20 protein-coding genes are annotated in these 18,577 nt (G+C 72.5%); 9 read left to right on the top strand and 11 right to left on the bottom strand.

Annotated features, from left to right (window positions below; translation table 11 throughout):
- The 7 genes from ABZW11_RS31740 to ABZW11_RS31710 all read right to left on the bottom strand — a co-directional run.
- The coding region (locus ABZW11_RS31740; protein WP_355425061.1) for a M48 family metallopeptidase at positions 1-765 on the bottom strand (765 nt) is incomplete at its 3' end.
- A 58-nt stretch (positions 766-823) separates the two neighbouring features.
- On the bottom strand, positions 824-1,516 hold the full coding sequence (gene lipB, locus ABZW11_RS31735) for a lipoyl(octanoyl) transferase LipB (protein WP_345400877.1): 693 nt from the start codon (positions 1,514-1,516) through the stop codon (positions 824-826).
- 37 nt (positions 1,517-1,553) lie between these two features.
- On the bottom strand, positions 1,554-2,291 hold the full coding sequence (locus ABZW11_RS31730; protein ID WP_345400880.1) for a peptidase E: 738 nt from the start codon (positions 2,289-2,291) through the stop codon (positions 1,554-1,556).
- A gap of 39 nt (positions 2,292-2,330) precedes the next feature.
- Positions 2,331-3,224, bottom strand: coding sequence for a TIGR01777 family oxidoreductase (locus ABZW11_RS31725; RefSeq protein ID WP_355425056.1), 894 nt, complete (start codon positions 3,222-3,224; stop codon positions 2,331-2,333).
- Between the two features lie 206 nt (positions 3,225-3,430).
- Complete coding sequence (gene sucB / locus ABZW11_RS31720; protein ID WP_355425053.1) at positions 3,431-4,894, bottom strand: 2-oxoglutarate dehydrogenase, E2 component, dihydrolipoamide succinyltransferase; 1,464 nt, start codon at positions 4,892-4,894, stop codon at positions 3,431-3,433.
- Between the two features lie 38 nt (positions 4,895-4,932).
- On the bottom strand, positions 4,933-6,297 hold the full coding sequence (lpdA, locus tag ABZW11_RS31715; RefSeq protein WP_355425050.1) for a dihydrolipoyl dehydrogenase: 1,365 nt from the start codon (positions 6,295-6,297) through the stop codon (positions 4,933-4,935).
- A 51-nt stretch (positions 6,298-6,348) separates the two neighbouring features.
- Positions 6,349-7,818: a leucyl aminopeptidase gene (locus tag ABZW11_RS31710; protein ID WP_355425047.1), complete on the bottom strand. Its 1,470-nt coding sequence runs from the start codon at positions 7,816-7,818 to the stop codon at positions 6,349-6,351.
- Positions 7,819-7,923: 105 nt separating this feature from the next.
- On the opposite strand from ABZW11_RS31710, the gene ABZW11_RS31705 reads away from it, so the two are divergent.
- The 3 genes from ABZW11_RS31705 to ABZW11_RS31695 are packed head-to-tail and all read left to right on the top strand — an operon-like array spanning position 7,924 to position 10,300.
- Positions 7,924-8,271 (top strand): GntR family transcriptional regulator, encoded by a 348-nt coding sequence (locus tag ABZW11_RS31705; RefSeq protein WP_345400901.1) that lies wholly within the window; start codon positions 7,924-7,926, stop codon positions 8,269-8,271.
- Positions 8,268-9,227 (top strand): hypothetical protein, encoded by a 960-nt coding sequence (locus tag ABZW11_RS31700; RefSeq protein ID WP_355425044.1) that lies wholly within the window; start codon positions 8,268-8,270, stop codon positions 9,225-9,227. The genes ABZW11_RS31705 and ABZW11_RS31700 overlap by 4 nt, the downstream gene beginning before the upstream one ends.
- Positions 9,224-10,300 carry a CPBP family intramembrane glutamic endopeptidase gene (locus ABZW11_RS31695; RefSeq protein ID WP_355425041.1) on the top strand — a complete coding sequence of 359 codons (1,077 nt, stop codon included), beginning with the start codon at positions 9,224-9,226 and terminating at the stop codon, positions 10,298-10,300. Before ABZW11_RS31700 ends, ABZW11_RS31695 begins: the two co-directional genes overlap by 4 nt.
- 4 nt (positions 10,301-10,304) lie before the next feature.
- Here the strand turns inward: ABZW11_RS31695 and ABZW11_RS31690 are convergent, their stop codons facing one another.
- Complete coding sequence (locus ABZW11_RS31690; RefSeq protein WP_355425038.1) at positions 10,305-11,270, bottom strand: adenosylcobinamide-GDP ribazoletransferase; 966 nt, start codon at positions 11,268-11,270, stop codon at positions 10,305-10,307.
- A 34-nt stretch (positions 11,271-11,304) separates the two neighbouring features.
- On the opposite strand from ABZW11_RS31690, the gene ABZW11_RS31685 reads away from it, so the two are divergent.
- Positions 11,305-12,105, top strand: coding sequence for an ATP-binding cassette domain-containing protein (locus tag ABZW11_RS31685; protein WP_355425035.1), 801 nt, complete (start codon positions 11,305-11,307; stop codon positions 12,103-12,105).
- 25 nt (positions 12,106-12,130) lie between these two features.
- Here the strand turns inward: ABZW11_RS31685 and ABZW11_RS31680 are convergent, their stop codons facing one another.
- Positions 12,131-13,126 (bottom strand): bifunctional adenosylcobinamide kinase/adenosylcobinamide-phosphate guanylyltransferase, encoded by a 996-nt coding sequence (locus tag ABZW11_RS31680; protein ID WP_355425032.1) that lies wholly within the window; start codon positions 13,124-13,126, stop codon positions 12,131-12,133.
- A gap of 197 nt (positions 13,127-13,323) precedes the next feature.
- Here ABZW11_RS31680 and ABZW11_RS31675 point away from each other — a divergent pair, with 197 nt between their 5' ends.
- Positions 13,324-13,536 (top strand): hypothetical protein, encoded by a 213-nt coding sequence (locus ABZW11_RS31675; protein ID WP_355425029.1) that lies wholly within the window; start codon positions 13,324-13,326, stop codon positions 13,534-13,536.
- Positions 13,537-13,605: 69 nt separating this feature from the next.
- On the opposite strand, the gene ABZW11_RS31670 is transcribed toward ABZW11_RS31675, so the two are convergent.
- Positions 13,606-14,604 (bottom strand): aldo/keto reductase family protein, encoded by a 999-nt coding sequence (locus tag ABZW11_RS31670; protein ID WP_355425027.1) that lies wholly within the window; start codon positions 14,602-14,604, stop codon positions 13,606-13,608.
- A 57-nt stretch (positions 14,605-14,661) separates the two neighbouring features.
- Between ABZW11_RS31670 and ABZW11_RS31665 the strand changes: the two genes are divergently transcribed.
- Positions 14,662-15,648: an SMI1/KNR4 family protein gene (locus tag ABZW11_RS31665; protein WP_355425024.1), complete on the top strand. Its 987-nt coding sequence runs from the start codon at positions 14,662-14,664 to the stop codon at positions 15,646-15,648.
- Positions 15,649-15,829: 181 nt separating this feature from the next.
- Here ABZW11_RS31665 and ABZW11_RS31660 read toward each other — a convergent pair whose 3' ends face one another.
- Positions 15,830-16,414, bottom strand: coding sequence for a DUF3043 domain-containing protein (locus ABZW11_RS31660; protein ID WP_355425022.1), 585 nt, complete (start codon positions 16,412-16,414; stop codon positions 15,830-15,832).
- A 153-nt stretch (positions 16,415-16,567) separates the two neighbouring features.
- Between ABZW11_RS31660 and ABZW11_RS31655 the strand changes: the two genes are divergently transcribed.
- Genes ABZW11_RS31655 through htpX form a run of 3 tightly spaced genes read left to right on the top strand, consistent with a single transcriptional unit; the run spans position 16,568 to position 18,574 of the window.
- Positions 16,568-17,395, top strand: a complete 828-nt coding sequence (locus tag ABZW11_RS31655; protein WP_355425019.1) for a PspA/IM30 family protein — start codon at positions 16,568-16,570, stop codon at positions 17,393-17,395.
- Complete coding sequence (locus ABZW11_RS31650; RefSeq protein WP_355425016.1) at positions 17,392-17,670, top strand: hypothetical protein; 279 nt, start codon at positions 17,392-17,394, stop codon at positions 17,668-17,670. The genes ABZW11_RS31655 and ABZW11_RS31650 overlap by 4 nt, the downstream gene beginning before the upstream one ends.
- 4 nt (positions 17,671-17,674) lie before the next feature.
- On the top strand, positions 17,675-18,574 hold the full coding sequence (gene htpX / locus ABZW11_RS31645) for a zinc metalloprotease HtpX (protein WP_355425013.1): 900 nt from the start codon (positions 17,675-17,677) through the stop codon (positions 18,572-18,574).
- The last annotated feature ends 3 nt before the right edge of the window (positions 18,575-18,577 follow it).

Below are 18,577 nucleotides of genomic sequence, written 5' to 3'. Positions count from 1 at the left end.
CCCGCCGGCCGCCTGCTCGTCCAGCTCGGCCAGATCCTCCTCGGGAACGGCCCGCCGGGCCAGCGCCCGTTGCCTGGCGCGCACGCGGGGCTCGCCCGAGCGGGCCAGCCGCGACAGCGCGTACCGCAGCAGCAGCACAGGGCCGCCCAGCACCCGGCCGAAGACCCGGCCGAGGAAGCTCGCCACGTCGTACGTCGTGTCAGGGGCCTGGGAGCCGCCCAGCGCGTACGCGATGCGTTCCTGGGCCTGCTCCCTCACCTGCAGCGGCGCCGCCCCCAGCAGCGCGTCGTGCCACGCGTCGAGGGTGGCCAGCGCCTCGCTCACCACCCGCTCGTCGCCGGTCGGCAGCCGCGCGTACGCCATCGCCAGCAGCGCCACCCGCTGCCTGGGCGGCAACGCCAGCCACAGCGGCAGCCCGACGAGCAGGACGGGCGTGCGGGCCACGCCGACGCGGTCGTAGCGGGTCTCGGGGCTCAGGTCGACGACCGCGATCGTGGCGGGCGGCCTGACCCCGATCTTCGCCGCCACCCGGCGGGCGAGCGCGTGCAGCTCAGGAGCGCCGTCGCGGCCCACCGGCTCGGCGTCGGCGGGCAACCGGCCCAGCCGGGGGCGCAGCGCCCACCCGACGGCCAGGCAGAGCAGCCCCACGAACCACCACAGGACCGAGTCGGGCTCGCGCACGATCACCCAGCAGCCCAGCGCGGCGAAGGCCAGCGTCAGCAGGTGGACGGCGCACGCGAGCAGGAGAGCTGTGAGGCGCTTCACACCGGGATCGTAAGCCGAACCCAGGACGTGCTTCCGCTGCTTTTCCGTGCCGATTCGATTACCGGCGCAGCAGGTCCTCCTCGTGCAGGTCGAACGGCTGCCTGCCGAGCGCCTCCGCCAGCCGCTTCTCTGCGATCGGCATGACCTCCTCGACCACGATGCGCCGCCCGGTCTCGGCCGACAGCGAGGAGACGCCCACGTCGGGGAGACCGCACGGCGTGATGCGGTTGAACCAGCTCGGATCGTTGGCGCAGTTGAGCGCGAACCCGTGCATGGTGACGCCGCGCGACAGCCGCAGCCCCACCGCGCCGAGCTGGCGGTCGGGCAGGCCGAGCGCCGGGTCACCGGCCGCCCACACGCCCGCGCGTCCCGGCACCCGCCGGGCCGTCACGCCGAAGTCGGCGCACACCTGGATCATCGTGTCCTCGAGCCGGCAGGCGTAGGCCACCACGTCGGTGACGGCCACGATGGGGTAGGCGACGAGCTGCCCCGGCCCGTGCCACGTCAGCCGCCCGCCCCGGTCGACGTCGACGACAGGGGTGCCGTCGGACGGCCGCTCGTGCGGCGCGGTGCGCTTGCCCGCGGTGTAGACGGGGGCGTGCTCGAGGATCAGGACGGTGTCGGGAAGCTCGCCTGCGGCGCGCTTGCCGTGCACCCAGCGCTGCAGGGACCAGGCCTGCTCGTAGGGGACGTCGACACCGAGGCGGACGATGGCGAGTGCGTGGGGATCGTCCCCGGGGATGGGGCGCATGAGCCTATTGTGCCGTTCCCTCACCCTTGAAGGGTAATCAGGGGGTCAGCAACCGTGGCTCGATCCTGAACTCCTTGACCCCGTCCGTGCCCTCGCGCTCCACCTTGTACGCGTAACCGCCCGCCGACACGCTCACCGCCTGGATGAACTCGGTGCCCACGTAGTGCAGCGCCACGCCCTCGTCGGCGGCGTAACCGCCGGGCAGCTCGCCGGAGGCCACCGACGCCTGCAGCAGGGGCCGCCGCTGCGGCTCGGAGTCGTAGTGGACCCCGCACGAGTACGGCAGCAGCGCCATGCCCTCGGCCCACACCGCCAGGTCGGGCCCGAAGGAGTCGGTGTTGCCGCCGACGTGCCAGCACAACGCGCCCGCGCTCTGGCCCGACAGCACCACCCCGGACCGCCACGCCTCCTCGAACGCCTCGTCAAGCCCGTGCAGCCGCCACAGCGTCATCAGGTTGGCCACGCTGCCGCCGCTGACGTAGATCATGTCCTGGTCCAGCATCCAGGCACGCGGGTCGGGCACGTTGGGCATCGGGAAGACGGTCAGGTGGCTCACCTCGACGTCCCAGCCGGCGAACGCGCCGTACATCTTCAGGATCCAGTCGGCGGAGTCGCCCGACGCGGTGGCCACCAAGCCCAGCTTCGGCCGGTCCTGGCCGGTGAGGTCGAGCCCGTAGCGCAGCAGCCCGCTCGCCTCCATCTGGCCGTGGCGTCTGCTCGGGCGGAACGACCCGCCCCCGATCGCCAGGATGTGCGACTGTCCGGACCGGTTCATGTCAGAGCCCCCCACGTGCGGAAAACGACGAACAGGCCACTAGAGTACGGCTCGCAGCGCCTCGTCGAGGCGGGTATGGGCGAAGCCGTATCCGCCGCTCAGGAGCTTGGCCGGGCGCAGGCGGTGGCTCGACAGCAGCCCCTCGCGGGCGAACTCGCCCAGCCCGGCCGACAGCGCGAACGCCGGCACCGGGATCGGCATCGTGCTCCTGCGCATCGCCTTGCCGAGCTCGCGGGTGAACTCGGTGTTGGTGACGGGGGCCGGCGAGACGAGGTTCACCGGCCCGTGGAGCTCACGCGCACCGAGCAGGTGCAGCACCGCCCCCACCCAGTCGTCCAGGCTGATCCACGACCAGTACTGCCTGCCCGTGCCGAGCGGCGCACCGAGCCCGATCCTGAAGATCGGCAGCATCCGGCCGAGCGCGCCACCCCGCCCGCTGAGCACCAGCCCCGTACGCAGGAACACGGTCCTGACGCCCGCCTCCCCGGCCTCCGCCGCCGCGCCCTCCCAGCGCTCGCACAGCTCGGCCAGGAACCCGCGCCCCTTGCCCTGCTCCTCGTCCACCCACCGATCGCCGGTGTCGCCGTAGAAGTCGACGCCCGATGCCGACAGCAGCACCTCAGGCGGCCGCGACAGCCCCCGCAGCGCGTCGACCAGCACCCGCGTCCCCTCGACCCGGCTGGAGAGCAGCTCCCGCTTGTACGCGGGAGTCCACCGCCGCTCGGCGATGGGCGCCCCGGCGAGATGCACGACCGCCTCGGCCCCCTCCAGCGGCGCCAGGTCCACGACCTGCTCAGCGGGCTGCCAGAACGCCTCACCAGGACCGCGGGGAGGCCGCCGTACCAGCCGCACGACCGCACGGCCGCGCGCCTCCAGAGCCTCGGCCAGCGCCGTCCCGAGCAACCCCGACGCCCCCGTCACGATGATCGCCATACTCGCACCCTACGCCGCCGCCGGCCACCACCCCGGCAACGCACGACGAGCGGGCGGAAGAGGGCACGCCGGTGGGCGGTGAAGGGAAGGCGCGTCAGGGGAGCCGCCGTGGAAACGCGACGGCCGGGCGGCCCCCCGTGAGGGGAGCCGCCCGGCCGGTCGGCGAGCAGCAGGCCGCGCGGCTTCAAGGCCGCACGGCCGCGTGACTACGCGAGGCCGAGCTGGGCCTCGAAGCGGCCTTCCTCCAGGCGACGCTTGATCGTCGTCAGGAAGCGGGCGGCGTCGGCGCCGTCGACGAGGCGGTGGTCGTAGGTCAGCGCCAGGTAGACCATCGAGCGCACCGCGATGACCTCGCCCTCGGCGGTGTCGATCACCACGGGCCGCTTGACGACCGCGCCGGTGCCGAGCATGCCGACCTGCGGCTGGTTGAGTATCGGCGTGTCGAACAGCGCGCCACGGCTGCCGGTGTTGGTCAGCGTGAACGTGCCGCCGGTGATCTCGTCGGGCGTCACCTTGTTGGCGCGGGTGCGCTCGGCGAGATCGGCCGTCTTGCGGGCCAGGCCGGCGAGGTTGAGGTCACCGGCGTTCTTGATGACCGCGGCGATCAGGCCGCGCTCGGTGTCGACCGCGATGCCCAGGTGCTCGACGTCGAAGTACGTGACCTCCATGGTCTCGTTGTTGATCGTCGCGTTGAGCTTGGGGTGCTGCTTGAGCGCCTCGATGGCGGCCAGCTCGAAGAACGGCATGAACGTGAGCTTGACGCCCTCACGCCGCTGGAACTCGGCCTTGGCCCGCTCGCGCAGCCGCGCGATCTTGGTGACGTCGACCTCGACCACGGTGGTGAGCTGGGCGGCCGTCTGCAGCGACTCCACCAGGCGCTTGGACATCGTCTGGCGCAGGCGCGACATCTTCTCGGTGCGGCCGCGAAGCGTGGTGTCGACCTCGACCGGCTCGGGACCGGCGGCGGCCGGAGCCTGAGCAGCGGCGGCCGGGGCGGCGGCGGGCGCGGCCTGGGCGGGCGCCTGAGCCGGGGCGGCGGGAGCGGCGGCGGCCTGGGCCTTCTCGCGCTGCGCCTTGGCGGCCTCGAGGACGTCCTGCTTGCGGATGCGGCCACCGACGCCGGTGCCGGTGATGGAGTCGAGGTCGACCCCGTGCTCGTTGGCGAGCTTGCGCACCAGCGGCGTCACGTAGGGGCTCTCACCCGACGGCACGGCGGGAGCGGGCTGCGCCTGCGGAGCGGGGGCGGGAGCGGCCTGCGGGGCGGGGGCGGGGGCAGGAGCGGGCGCAGGCGCGGGGGCGGGCTGCGCCGGAGCCGGCTGCGGGATCGAGGAGGCCGGGGCGGCGGGGGCGGGCTCAGGCTCGGGCTCGGGCTCGGGCTCGGGCTCCGGCGGAGCGGCCGCCTCGGGCGCCGGGGCGGCGTCGCCGGGCTGGCCGTTCTCGTCGATGACCGCGAGCTCGGCCCCGACCTCGACCGTCTCGTCCTCAGCCACGACGATCTTGGTGAGGACGCCCGCGGACGGCGACGGGATCTCGGTGTCGACCTTGTCGGTCGACACCTCGAGGAGCGGCTCGTCGGCCTCGACGCGCTCGCCCTCCTTCTTCAGCCAACGGGTTACCGTGCCCTCGGTCACGCTCTCGCCGAGCTGGGGCATCTGTACGGAGACCGGCATCGTTATTCTTCTCTCGCGTTCTGATCTCGAGGGCTGGACTAGTTGTGTACGTGCAGCGGCTTGCCGGCCAGAGCCAGCATCGCCTCACCCATGGCCTCGGACTGGGTCGGGTGTGCGTGAACGAGCTGGGCGACCTCTGCGGGCAGGGCCTCCCAGTTGTAGATGAGCTGGCCTTCTGTGACGAGCTCGCCGATGCGCCGGCCCACCATGTGGACGCCGACGACGGGCCCGTCCTTCTGCGCGATGACCTTCACGGCGCCCGCCGTGCCGAGGATCTGGCTCTTGGGGTTGCCCGCGAGGTCGTAGACCTGCTCGACGATCTCGATGCCGCGCTCGGCCGCCTGCGCCGAGGTGAGGCCCACCGAGGCCACCTCGGGGTCGGAGTAGGTGATGCGCGGCACGCCCGCGTAGTCGATGGGCGGCGGGTTGAGCCCGGCGATGTGCTCGGCGACCATGATGCCCTCGGCGAACCCGGCGTGGGCGAGCTGCAGCGTGGGGATGAGGTCGCCGATGGCGTAGACGCCGGGCACGGAGGTCTGGCAGTGCTCGTCGACCACGACGGTGCCGCGCTCGATGGCGATGCCCTGCTCCTCGAAGCCCATGCCGGCCGAGACCGCGCCGCGGCCGACGGCGACGAGCAGCAGCTCGGCCTCGAGGGTCTTGCCGTTGGCCAGGGTGACGACGACGCCGGTCTCGGTGGTCTTGGCTCCGTCGAAGAAGACGCCCAGCTCGTATTTGATGCCGCGGCGGCGGAAGGCCCGCTCGAGCAGCTTGGAGCTGGACTCCTCCTCGGTCGGCAGCAGGTGGGGCAGCGCCTCGACGATGGTGACCTCGGCGCCGAAGGAGCGGTAGACGCTCGCCAGCTCGACGCCGATGACGCCGCCGCCGAGGACGACCACCGAGGCGGGGACGCGGTCCATCTTGAGGGTGTGCTCGCTGGTGATGACGCGCTCGCCGTCGATCTCCAGGCCGGGCAGCGTCTTCGGCGCGGAACCGGTGGCCAGGACGATGTTGCGGCCCTCGTAGACCTCGGAGCCGACCTGGATCCGGTTGGCGCCGACGAGCTTGCCCTCGCCCTCGACGATCGTCACGCCCGCGGCCTTCAGCAGGCCCTGCACGCCCTTCCAGGCCCGAGTGACGATCTTGTCCTTGAAGGCGTGGACGCCCTGGACGTCGATGCCCTCGAAGCTCGCCTTGACGCCGTAGGACTCGCTCTCGCGGGTCTCGTCGGCGATCTCGGCGGAGTGCAGCAGGGCCTTCGTGGGGATGCATCCCCTGTGGAGGCAGGTGCCGCCGATCTTGTCCTTTTCGATCAGGGCGACCGACTTGCCCAGCTCAGCCGCCCGCAGGGCGCAGGCGTAACCGCCGCTGCCGCCTCCTAGGACGACGATGTCATAGGCCACAGGAAGGCTCCTTGTCGGGGTGTTCGTGATGCCGTCATCTTTTCATTTGTTTCAGATGCTCGCGTGCCGCTCTGCGAGTCCGATCAGGGTGCGCGTGATGGCGCCCGTGCCGCCCTTGGGCGTGTAGCCGTACGGCTCGCCCTTGTTGTACGCGGGACCGGCCATGTCGATGTGGGCCCAGCGCACCCCGTCGGGCACGAACTCCTTCAGGAAGATGCCCGCGGCGAGCATGCTGCCCCACCGCTCGGGCTGCAGGTTGGCGATGTCGGCGACGGGGGAGTCGAGGCCCTTGCGCAGCTCCTCGGGCAGCGGCATGCCCCACGCGCCCTCGCCCGCGGCGCCGGCGGCCTCGACCACCAGCTCCCTGACGGCGTCGTCGTTGGACATGACGCCGGCGGTGCGCCAGCCGAGCGAGACGATCTGGGCGCCGGTGAGGGTGGCGACGTCGACGATGAGGTCGGGCTGGTCCTCGGCGGCGCGGGCGATGCCGTCCATGAGCACGAGGCGGCCCTCGGCGTCGGTGTCGAGCACCTCGACGGTCTTGCCGCTGTAGCTGTGGATGACGTCGGAGGGACGCTGGGCGGTGCCGCTCGGCAGGTTCTCGGCCAGGCAGAGGTAGCCGACGACGTTGACCGGCAGGCCGAGCCTGGCGATGCCGATGAGCGCGCCGAGCACGGCGCCCGCGCCGCCCATGTCGGACTTCATCCAGTCCATCGAGGCGGACGGCTTGAGCGACAGGCCGCCGGAGTCGAACGTGATGCCCTTGCCCACGAACGCGAGCGTCTTGCTCGCCTCGGGGTGGCTGTAGGAGAGGCGGACCAGGCGCGGCGGCTGGGCCGAGCCCTGGCCGACGCCGATGAGGCCGCCGTAGCCGCCGGCCTTGAGCTGCTCGTCGTCGAGCACCTCGACGCTCACCCCGGCCTTGCCGCCGACCTGCTCGGCGATCTCGGCGAACTTCGCCGGCCACAGGTCGGATGGCGGGGTGTTGACCAGGTCGCGGACGAGCGCGACGGCGTCGGCGAGCACGCCGGCGCGCTCGGCCACGCCGTCGCCCTGCTCGGACAGCACGGTCAGCTCGGCGACCGGGGCCTTCTGGTCGCCGTCGGTGCGGTAGCGCGAGAAGGCGTACGCGCCGAGCAGGCCGCCGAGCGCGACGGCCTCGGCCTCGTCGGGGGTGCCCGCGGGCAGCGCGAGCGCGGCCCTGGAGACGCCGGCGACGGAGCGTACGGCGGCGCCTGCGGCGCGGCGCAGGCCCTCGAGACCGGGGGAGCCGCCGAGGCCGACGGCGACGAGCACGGGGGCGGTGACCGAGCCGAACGTCGGCAGCTTGGCCAGCTCACCCGCCTTGCCGGCGAAGCCCACGGCGTCGAGTGAGGCGGCCAGCTTGCCGCCGAACGCGGATTCCAGGGCCTCCACGCCCACCGCGGGGACGGGGCCGTCCTGGCCTGACCGGAAGCCGACGATCAGGGCGTCGGTGTCGATGGAGACTGGATCTGCTGAGTTCAGCCGCACTGTGGTCACGTAAACCGATGCTATCCACGGTTTCTGCGTACTCACAAACAGGGGTTCATCCCACCAATCGCAGCTCAGGACCCCGCACACAATAGTGCTAGTGTCATTAGCACCATGTTGCTGACGCTCGACCTCAACGACGCCCGGCCGCTCCACGAGCAGGTGGCCGGCGCGATCCGCCGTGCCATAGGCGAGGGCTCCTACCGGCCGGGCGACCGCCTGCCGCCGGCCCGCGACCTGGCCGGCGCCCTGGGCATCAACCCCAACACCGTGCTGCGCGCCCTGCGCGACCTGCGCGACGAGGGGCTGCTGGAGTTCAGGAGAGGCCGCGGCGTCAGCGTCGCGCGGCGCGCCGACGGGCGCGCCCTGCTCGCCCAGCGGGCACGCGAACTGCTCGAGGAGGCCAAGAAGCACGGCTACAGCCGTGACGACCTCATCACCATCCTGGAGGAACTGACGTGATAGCCCGTGCCGTCGCCGCCGTGTGGGGGCTCGCCGTGACCGCCGCGCTCGTCCTGTCCGCCTACGCCGTACGCGACCGGCTGCCCGATCCGATGGCCACCCACTGGTCGGGCACCTCGCCCGACGGGTCCAACTCGTTCACCGGGCACGTCGCCGTCAGCGTCGGCATCTGGGTGGTGCCGGCGGTGGCCCTGGTCGTGCTGAGCGGGCGGGCCCAGGTGCGTCGCGCGTCCCGGATGACCTGGTGGGGCCTGCTGTTCGGGACGGGCGTGCTGCTGATGGGCGCCCAGGGCTCGACGCTGTCGGCCAACCTCGACGTCCCCGACTGGACGGCCGCCACGCTGCCGGGCTGGCACGTCGCCGCCATACTCGGGGGCATGCTCGCGGCCACGGCGCTGGCCGCCGTCCTCGCCAAGGGAGAGCCCGACGAGCCGGCGCCGGGCAGCCAGGCGCCGCCCGTGCTGCGGCTGCGGTCCGGCCAGCGGGCCGTCTGGGTCAGCCGGGTGGTCAACCGCGGGCTCACCGTGACCGTCGTCGCCGTGTTCGCCGTCACCATGGTCATGACCCTGCTCGGGCTGCGCGGCCATGGCGGCTCCCTCATGGCCGCGGTCCTGCCGGGCGCCGTCATCCTCCTCGTCGTCGGGCTCGCCACCATGGCCGTGTCCGTGCGCGTCGGCGACGGCCTGATCAGGATCGGCTTCGGGCCGTTCGGCTGGCCCGCGCGGCGGATCGAGCTGTCGTCCGTCGAGTCGGCCTGGGCCGAGCGGCGCTCGCCCGCCGATTCCGGCGGCTGGGGCTTCCGCGGCGTGCCGGGAGCCGCCACCATCATGTTGCGCGGCGGCGAGTGCCTCGTGCTCCGCTACCGTTCCGGTGGGCAGCTCGCGATCAGCATCGACGACGCCGAGCGCGGCGCCGCCCTCATCAACGCCCTCGTCGCGGAGCGTGCCCAGCCATGAAGAGACCGCTGCTCGTCTACCTCGTCCTCGCCTTCGGCCTGTCCTGGGCCGCGGCCCTGCCCCTCTGGCTGAGCGACGGCCTCGGCACGCCGTCCAAGGTGCAGGCGCTCGCCGCGCTGATGATGCTCACGCCCACGATCGGCGTGCTCGGCGTGTGGATCGCGGCGCGCACCCCGTCGCGCCGGTGGGCGAAGGAGACGGGCCTGACCCTCGGCGAGCACAGGGGCCGCACCCTGCGGCTCGTGCTGGCCGCCTGGCTCGGCGTGCCGCTGCTGACGCTGCTCGCCATGGGCATGAGCGCCGCCGTCGGCCTGGTCTCGCTGGACCTCGGCGGGTTCAGCCTGCTCGCCGAGGTGCTGCGGGCGCGCGGCGTGCAGCCGCCTGACGAGATGACCTCCGTGGCCGTCATGCAGCTCGTGCTGGCGGCGCTGCTGGGGCCCGTGCCGATCCTGATCCCGGCGCTGGGGGAGGAGTGGGGCTGGCGCGGCTGGCTGCTGCCCCGGCTCACCGCCGCCAACGGCGCCGTCATGGGGCTGGTCTACTCCGGGCTCATCTGGGGGCTGTGGCACGCCCCGATCACCCTGCTCGGCTACAACTACCCGCGGCTCGGCTCGTGGGCGGCGCTCGCGTTCATCGGCTTCTGCACGGTGGGCGGCGTCGTCATCGGCTGGCTGCGGCTGCGGTCGGGCAGCGTGTGGCCCGCGGTGGTGGCTCATGCGTCGCTCAACGCCGTCGCCGGGCCCGTCCTGCTGCTCGGCGACGCCGCCCACCCGCCGAACGAGATCTTCGCCGGCATCACCGGCGTGGCGGGCTGGGTGCTGCTCGCCCTGGTGGGCGCGGCCCTGCTCCGCTTCCTTCCCCTGCGCGAACGGGCTCCCGCCGTCCGGCCGGAGCCGGCCGCCGCCGAGGACGCCGCCGAGGACGAAGCCGGGGACGCCTCCGGGGACGCCTCCGGGGACGAAGCCGGGGACGCCGCCGGGGACGAAGCCGGGGACGCCGCCGGGGGCGAGGCCGGGGACGCCCAGTCTGAGTCGGCTCCGTCCGGGTCAGGGCGGTCCGGCGACGCGGGCTGAGGCGTCAGGCGAGCAGCGCGTACGCCACCAGCGTGACCGTGACGGCCGTCTCCACGAGCGCGCCGAGCACGTCCCCCGTGATGCCGCCGAGGCGGCGCCGCGCGCGGCCGAGCAGCAGCAGGGCGGCGGCCAGCCCGGCGAGCAGCGCGATCGGGGCCGCCAGTGTCCGCCCGAGCGCCGCGATGCCGCCCGGCAGGAGACCGCTCGCCTCCTCGTACCGCATGCCGGGCACGGCCGGCTCAGGGCAGTCGGGGAAGGCCGCGAAGTCCAAGGGGCATTCCCGGACCACCACCGCCGTCACGTTGACGAAACTCTCCACGACGAGACCGTCCACGGCCGGGTGGTCGTCCACGGGCGCCGGGCCCGGGGCGGCGAGCAGGCCGATCGCGGCGGCGGCGAGCACGGCGGCCAGGGTGACGAGCACGACGGCCCGGCGGCGTACGGTGCCCGCGACCATCGCGCCCAGGCCGTCGGGCCGGGCGGCGGGCACGCCGGCCCGGCAGGCCCAGGTCAGCGCGAGCCGCCCGGCCAGGCAGGCGGTCACCAGCGCGGCGTAACGCGCGTAAGGAGCGTCGCCTGGCGGGCTGACGGAGACCAGGGCCGTGACCTGGACGAGCAGCGTGAACACCAGCGTCACGACCCCGAAAGGTCCGATGTCCGACTTTTTCATGATGTCGAGCGCCTGGCCGGCCGGTTTGGCGCTGCCCAGGCCGTCCGCGAGATCGGCCAGCCCGTCGAGGTGCAGCGCGCGGGTGAGCAGTGCCAGCAACGCGAGCGCCAGCGCCGCCGCCAGCAACGGCCGCTCGCCGGACAGCACCAGCGGCAGCCCGCCCGCCAGGCCGAGCACCAGCCCGACGCCCGGGGCGAGCGCCATCGCCCGGCCCGCCACCTGGCGGTCCACCCGCTCCACGCGTACGGGGAAGACGCTCAGCGTGCCCACGGCGAACCGCAGCCCGTCCATAGACCGCATAACGGAGGATCCTAGGGCCCACTAGTGTGGCGGGATGCACGTGGTTGAACTGGAAGGCGTGGGCGTCCGGGTCGTCGGCAAAACGCTGCTGGACGGCGTCGACTGGCAGGTGGACTACGGCGATCACTGGGCGGTCCTGGGGCCCAACGGGGCGGGCAAGACGACGTTGCTCTCCCTCGTGGGCGCCGTACGTCACCCGAGCGAGGGCGCGGTCAGCGTGCTCGGCCACCGGCTCGGCCGGGTCGACGTACGCGAGCTGCGCCGCCACATCGGGCTGGTCACCTCCAGCCAGCGGCTCATCGACGAGGAGCTGATGGAGGAGGAGGGGGCGACCGCGCACACGGTGGTGCTCACCGGCCACACCAGCACGAGCGTGCCCCTGTGGGACCGGTACGGCGACGCCGAGCACGACCGCGCCCACCGCCTCCTCGCCGACCTCGGCTGCAAGGAGCTGGCCGAGCGGCCCTTCCGCGTGTGCTCCCAGGGCGAGCGGGCCCGCGTCAGGGTGGCCAGGGCGCTCATGTCCGACCCCGCGGTGCTGCTGCTCGACGAGCCGTTCGCGGGGCTCGACCTGCCCGCCCGCGAAGACCTCATCAGCGCCGTCGAACACCTCGCCGCCATCAGGCCCGTGCTCACCACCGTGACCGTCACGCACCACCTGGAGGAGGTGCCCGCGACGACCACGCACGCCATGCTGATGCGCGACGCCAGGGTGCTCGCCGCCGGGCCGGTCGCCGACGTGCTCACCTCCGACCTGCTCAGCGACTGCTTCGGCCGCCCGCTCCAGGTCGACAGGATCGACGGCCGCTGGTACGCCCGCGCCACCCGCCCCTGACGCCCCGCGAAGCTTCACAAGGCCCTCAGAGAGCGAGCACGCGGCCGGCGACCACCAGGGCGACGTACTCCGATTCGGCCGCCAGGCGCTCGTTGAGGCGGCCCAGGGCGTCCCTGAACGCGCGCCCGCCGGCCGTCGCGGGCACCACGCCCATGCCGACCTCGTCCGAGACCGCCACCAAGGGCTGGGGCGTCTGCCGCCACGCGGCCACCAGCTCGTCGCAGCGGGCGATCACCGGGGCCCGGTCGCCCTCCCAGGCGCCGTGCTCGTCGAACACGGCAGCCAGCCACGTCCCCAGCCCGTCGATCAGCAGCGGCGTGGTGGCCGCGCGGATCGCCGCCGCCAGCGCGGTCGTCTCCCAGGTGGCCCAGTGCGCGGGCCTGCGCTCCCGATGCGCCCGCACCCGCGCCGCCCACTCGCCGTCGCCCGTGCCGTCAGGGCCGGTGGCGACGTACGTGACGTGCGGCTCGGCCGCGAGCCTCGCCTCCGCCTCCGCCGACTTCCCCGACCTTGACCCGCCCAGCACCAGGGCCCGGAGCGGCGTCAGCGGCGCGGCCCCCTGGCCCGGCGTCACCTCCGTGCCGTCGGGGACGGTGATCGCGCCCCACAGCCGCAGCCGCCCGGCCAGCTCCTCCTCCGACCGGATCCGGTGGTCGAGCCCGACGGCCACCACCGTGGTCGCCGCGTCCGCCAGCCCGGCGCGGCGCAGCTCCCCGAGGCGCTCAGGACGGTCGAGGAGGTCGATCAGCACGACGTCGTACCGGGAGGTCTCCTGGACGGGCACGGAGGCGCCCTGAGGGAGGTGGAGGAGGCGGGTGCCGTCGGGGCAGGCCAGCCCCAGGCCGCCGGCGCACGGCCGGTAGCCGCCGGGCAGGTCGACGAAGGGGTACGTGACGACGCCGTCCACCACGAAGCCGAACGGGCGGCGACGGCCAGGGGGCGGTGCGGCGCAGGAGGCGCAGCGGCAGCCGGGCTCCGGCCGGCCCGAGGCGCCCGCCGTACCGGTGAGAAGGACTTTCACCGCGCCGAGCGTACAAAAGGACCGGGGGTGAGGCGGGCGCCGAACGGGGGAGACAGAGGGAAGGCGGCCGCCGTCCAGGCGGCCCCTGCCGCAACACGGGAACGCGCGCGGCATCGATTGACCGGAAAGCTCGGGAGTAGGGTTCCCAGTGCCTGCGGAGGGTGCGCCGGCGAACCCGCGGAAAAGGAGCGTATGGCATGACATGGCGGTGGCGTTATGAAAATGCGCGTGGTGCTGAGGTGACGGATCGCCCTTTGCCGCGAGAGGTTTTTCCCAGCCAGGCGGACGCCGAGTCCTGGATCGGGGAAAACTGGCGTGAGCTGTTCGAATCGGGTGTCGAGCAGGTCGCGTTGCTTGAGGAGGACCGAGTGGAGTACACGGGATTGTCCTTGCGCCCCGAGTCGCCTTAAGCAGGGGCAGGAGAAACGAAAAACCCCTTGAGCGGAAAGTCCGGCTCAAGGGGTTTCGTCGTGGAGAACCTACGGGCGGCTGCTCGGGCTCGCCGTCTTCGACGCGTCGCGCTCGACCACGTCGCCGAGCACGTCGTCGATCTTCTTTAGCACGTCCGCGTCGAGCTTGACGCCCGCCGCCTTGACGTTGTCGCGCACCTGCTCGGGGCGGGTGGCGCCGACGATGGCGCTGGAGACGTTCGGGTTCTGCAGCACCCAGGCGACGGCGAGCTGAGCCATGCTGAGGCCCAGGTCGGCGGCGATCGGCTTGAGCTCCTGGACGCGGGTCAGCACGTCGTCGCGCATGAACCGGGCGATCATCGCGCCGCCGGTCTTGTCGGTCGCCCGCGAGCCCTCGGGCGCCTGCCGGCCGGGCAGGTACTTACCGGTCAGCACGCCCTGGGCGATCGGCGACCAGACGATCTGGCCCACGCCCTCCTTCTCGCTGAGCGGCACGACCTCCGACTCGATGACCCGCCACAGCATGGAGTACTGCGGCTGGTTGGACACGAGCCGGTCGAAGCCCATCTCGTCGGCGATCTTCAGGGCGCGGCCGATCTGCTCGGCCGTCCACTCGCTGACGCCGATGTAGAGGACCTTGCCCTGGCGGACGAGGTCGTCGAACGTCTTGAGCGTCTCCTCCAGCGGGGTCTCGTAGTCGAAGCGGTGTGCCTGGTAGAGGTCCACGTAGTCGGTCTGCAGGCGGCGCAGCGAGCCGTGGATCGACTCAAAGATGTGCTTGCGCGACAACCCGCGGTCGTTCTTGCCGGGCCCGGTCGGCCAGTAGACCTTGGTGAAGATCTCCAGCGACTCCCTGCGAACGCCCTTGAGCGCGCGTCCCAGCACCTCCTCGGCCTTGGTGCCGGCGTAGACGTCGGCGGTGTCGAAGGTGGTGATGCCCTCGTCGAGGGCCGCCTGCACGCACTGCTTGGCGGCGTCCTCCTCGACCTGGGAGCCGTGAGTGATCCAGTTGCCATAGCTGATCTCGCTGACCATGAGACCGCTGCGACCAAGGTGTCGGAATTCCATGCATCCGACTCTAATGGTGGAACATCGGATGATCTGATTCGGGATAGGGTGCGCGACGTGCTGAAGCTCGTACGGCTGGCGCTCACGGCCGCGATCCTGGCCGCCGTCGCGGTCCGGCTGCGCCGGCGCGCCCGCATGCCCGCCAGGCCGGCCGCCCCGCGCGGGGCCGCTCAGGGGCCCGCCGCGTGGTGGCCGGGCCGCCCGGTGCGCAGCAGGCCGGTGTGGCCGGTCTGGGCGGCCGTCGCGGGGGTCGTGGCGGTGGTCCTGGTGGCCGCGCTGCTGCCGTACGAGGACACCTCGGGCGCCCGGCTGCAGGCTCAGCGCGAACGGGACAGCGCGCTGGTCGCCGCGGCCCGGCGGACGGCCGCGCCGCCGTCCCCGGCCCCCGAGCCGGCTCCGACGCCCGACCCCTACTGCTCGCCGGCCACGGGCCCAGTGACTGTACGCGGGACCGTACGCGGGACCGTCCGCCCGATCGACCCCGAGGTCAGGCGGGCGGTGAACCGGCAGTGGCGGCGCATCGAGCGGTGGCTGAAGGCGAACGCGCCGCGGACCTACCGCGGGCTCGGGCGGCCCGGCAGGGCCCGCACGATCGCGATCGCCGAGGCGCAGATGGGCGTGCACTTCCCCGACGACCTGCGCGCCTCGCTGCTGCGCCACGACGGGGCGGCCGGGTTCGGGTTCGGCGCGTGGTTCGACGGCGCGTCGAATCTCAGCATTCGCGAGATCAGGGACACCTGGCGCCATGAGTGCAGGCTCGACTCCACGGATCGCGGTGACGACCCCTGGGGCGAGGTGTGGAGCGGCCGGTTGATCCCGGTCCTCGTCTTCGCCGGCATGGAGGAGTACTCGGCGTACGCGCTGGTCGACTCCGCCGACGGCAGCGTCGGCTGGGACGACACGATCAGCGGCATGGGGCCACGGCGGCCGTCGTTCTACGCACTCATGCGGGCCGTCGCCGACGCCCTGGAGGAAGGGAAGGTCTTCGACGGCTGGCGGCCCGCGGTCGAGCGAGGCGTGCTGCGCTGGGAGATCGTGGAGTAGGGCGCCCCGTGAACGACCGCGTGAACGGCCGGGTGCGCGACCGCGTGAACGGCCGGGGTGAACGGTCGGGGTGAACGGTCGGGGTGAACGGTCGGGGTGAACGGCCGCGTGAACGGCCGCGTGAACGGCCGCGTGAACGGCCGCCGCCGCGGCCGTTTCCACGGGTTTCCTTTCGCGGCCGCTACTTCTTCGGCGGCACGGGGCGGCCGCCGGGCAGCACCCCGGGCGGCGGGAAGCGCAGCTTGCGGATCTGCAGGGCCCGCATCGCCGCGTAGAAGCCCACGCCCTTGACGCTCTCGTCGGGCAGCTTCTCGGCGACCTCCTTCTTCACCTTGAAGGCCACGAAGACCGAGGTGAACAGCACGCCGAGCATCATGATCGGCCAGCCGATCGTGACGACGTAGCCCAGCACCTGGGCGCGGATCGCCATCGGCCAGGGAATCCACGTGGCCAGCAGGATCACCAGCGAGAACGGCAGGAAATACTGGCTCGGCAGCCGCCGGGAGTCGACCCAGTCGCGCGCGAATTTGCGGGCGGGACCCTTGTCGCGAACGGGAAGATACCGCTCGTCACCGGCGAGCATGCCCTGACGGGCCTTTTCTCGCTCGGCGGCCTGTTTGGCACGCATCTGCCGGTATGCCTCTTTGCGGTCTTTCGGCGCGGAGACGTACTGGCGGCGCCTGCCTTCGGCTTCCCGGCGCTTGGGTGTGGGACGACCTTTACCCTGGGGCTTAGGATCGTCAACGGGGACGGGGGTGTCGTCCACGGAGGTTTGGGAACGGCGTCGCAACACGACGTCAACCCTACCTGGACTGCAACTTAGTGACGCCCTCGTGCGTTATGCGTAGGGTAATCCCAAGGCGGCTGCGCTGCATCGGGATTGACACCAGCACGACCTAGAAGGGGACGGCCGACGCGCATGAGCGTGATGAAGAGACTTTCGATGATCTTCAAGTCCAAGGCCAACAAGGCCTTGGACAAGATGGAGGATCCGCGCGAGACCCTTGACTACTCCTACCAGCGGCAACTCGAGCTGCTGCAGAAGGTGCGCAGGGGGGTGGCCGACGTCGCCACCTCGCGCAAGAGGGTGGAGCTGCAGATAACCGGCTTGGAGAACCAGGCCAGGAGGCTGGAGGAGCAGGGCCGCAAGGCGCTGTCCGTCGGCCGCGAGGACCTTGCCCGTGAGGCGCTGCAGCGGCGCTCCAACCTGCAGGCGCAGATGGCCGACCTGAAGGTTCAGCACGACAACCTGCAGGCCGAGGAGGAGAAGCTGACGACGGCCTCCCAGCGGCTGCAGGCCAAGGTCGACTCCTTCCGCACGAAGAAGGAGACCATCAAGGCCACCTACACCGCCGCCGAGGCCCAGACGCGCATCAACGAGGCGTTCTCCGGCATCTCCGAGGAGATGGGCGACGTCGGCCTCGCGATCCAGCGCGCCGAGGACAAGACGGCGCAGATGCAGGCCCGCGCCGGCGCCATCGACGAGCTGCTCGCCAGCGGCGCGCTCGACGACTTCAGCGGCACCCGCGGCGACGACATCCAGGCCGAGCTCGACCGCATGGGCGGCGGCATGGACGTCGAGCTGGAGCTGGCCAGGATGAAGGCCGAGCTGGGCCAGGGCTCCGCGCCGCAGCCGTCCATCGAGCAGGGACAGCCGCAGCAGCAGGCCCAGCCGCAGGCACAGCCTCAGCAGCAGCAGCAGGCCGGTCCCACCCAGCAGTACCGTCAGCCTGGGGAGGGCGCATGATCGTCAGAATCATGGGCGAGGGTCAGATCGAGATCTCCGCCGACGACATCGCCGTACTCAACGAGCTCGACACCGAGCTCGAGGCGGCCATCGACGCGGGCGACGAGAAGGCCTTCCGCGTCAAGCTGCACGCGCTGCTCGACAAGGTGCGCCACGTGGGCAAGGCGCTTCCCGACGACAGCCTTGAGCCGTCAGAGCTGATCCTTCCCCCCGCGGACGCCTCGATCGAGGAGGTCCGGGAGATGCTGGGCGACCAGGGCCTCATCCCGGGCTGACGCCGTGAGCACGCGGTTCGCGTCCGACCCCGGCCTCACCCGCCGGATGGTCGTGACGATGTTCCTGCTCGGGCTGCTCTACGTCGTGTTCGTCGGCGTCCTGATCGCCCTGGGCGCCCAGGCGCTGACCGTGCTGGTGCTGGCGGGCGCCTTCCTGGTGGTGCAGTACTTCCTGTCCGACCGCATCGCCCTGTTCGCGATGCACGGCCGGGAGGTCTCACCGCAGGAGGCGCCCGAGCTGCACGCCCTGATCGACCGGCTCTGCGCACTGGCCGACATGCCGAAACCACGGGTGGCGATCGCCGAGTCCGACGTCCCCAACGCGTTCGCCACCGGCCGTGACCAGAAGCACGCCGTCGTCTGCGTGACGACCGGCATCCTGCGCCGCCTTGAGCCGCAGGAGCTGGAGGGCGTGATCGCGCACGAGCTGTCCCACGTCGCCCACCGCGACGTCGCCGTCATGACGATCGCCTCGTTCCTCGGCATCGTGGCGGGGCTGATGACCAGGTTCGCGCTCTACACGGGGCTCGGCGGCCGCCGCAACGGCGGCCAGGGCGGGCTGCCCATCGGTGTGATCATCCTGCTGGTGTCCGTCGTCGTGTACGCGGTCAGCTTCCTGCTCACCCGCGCCCTGTCGCGCTACCGCGAACTGGCCGCCGACCGGGCCGGCGCCCTGCTCACGCAGCGCCCGTCCGCGCTGGCCGGCGCGCTGACCAAGGTGTCCGGCGACATGGCCAGGATCCCGACCCGCGACCTGCGCGAGGCGGAGCCGTTCAACGCCTTCTACTTCGCGCCCGCGCTGGCCAAGGGCGCGACGCTGGCCGCGCTGTTCTCCACGCATCCGCCGCTCGAGCGCCGCCTTGAGCAGCTGGCCGGCATCTCCCGGCAGCTGGGAAGGGGCTGAGGC

The organism is Nonomuraea sp. NPDC004580 (genome assembly GCF_040609855.1).
Taxonomy (GTDB): domain Bacteria; phylum Actinomycetota; class Actinomycetes; order Streptosporangiales; family Streptosporangiaceae; genus Nonomuraea; species Nonomuraea salmonea.
The sequence above is the reverse complement of the archived record's forward strand: the minus strand, read 5'-3'. Positions and strand labels throughout refer to the sequence as shown.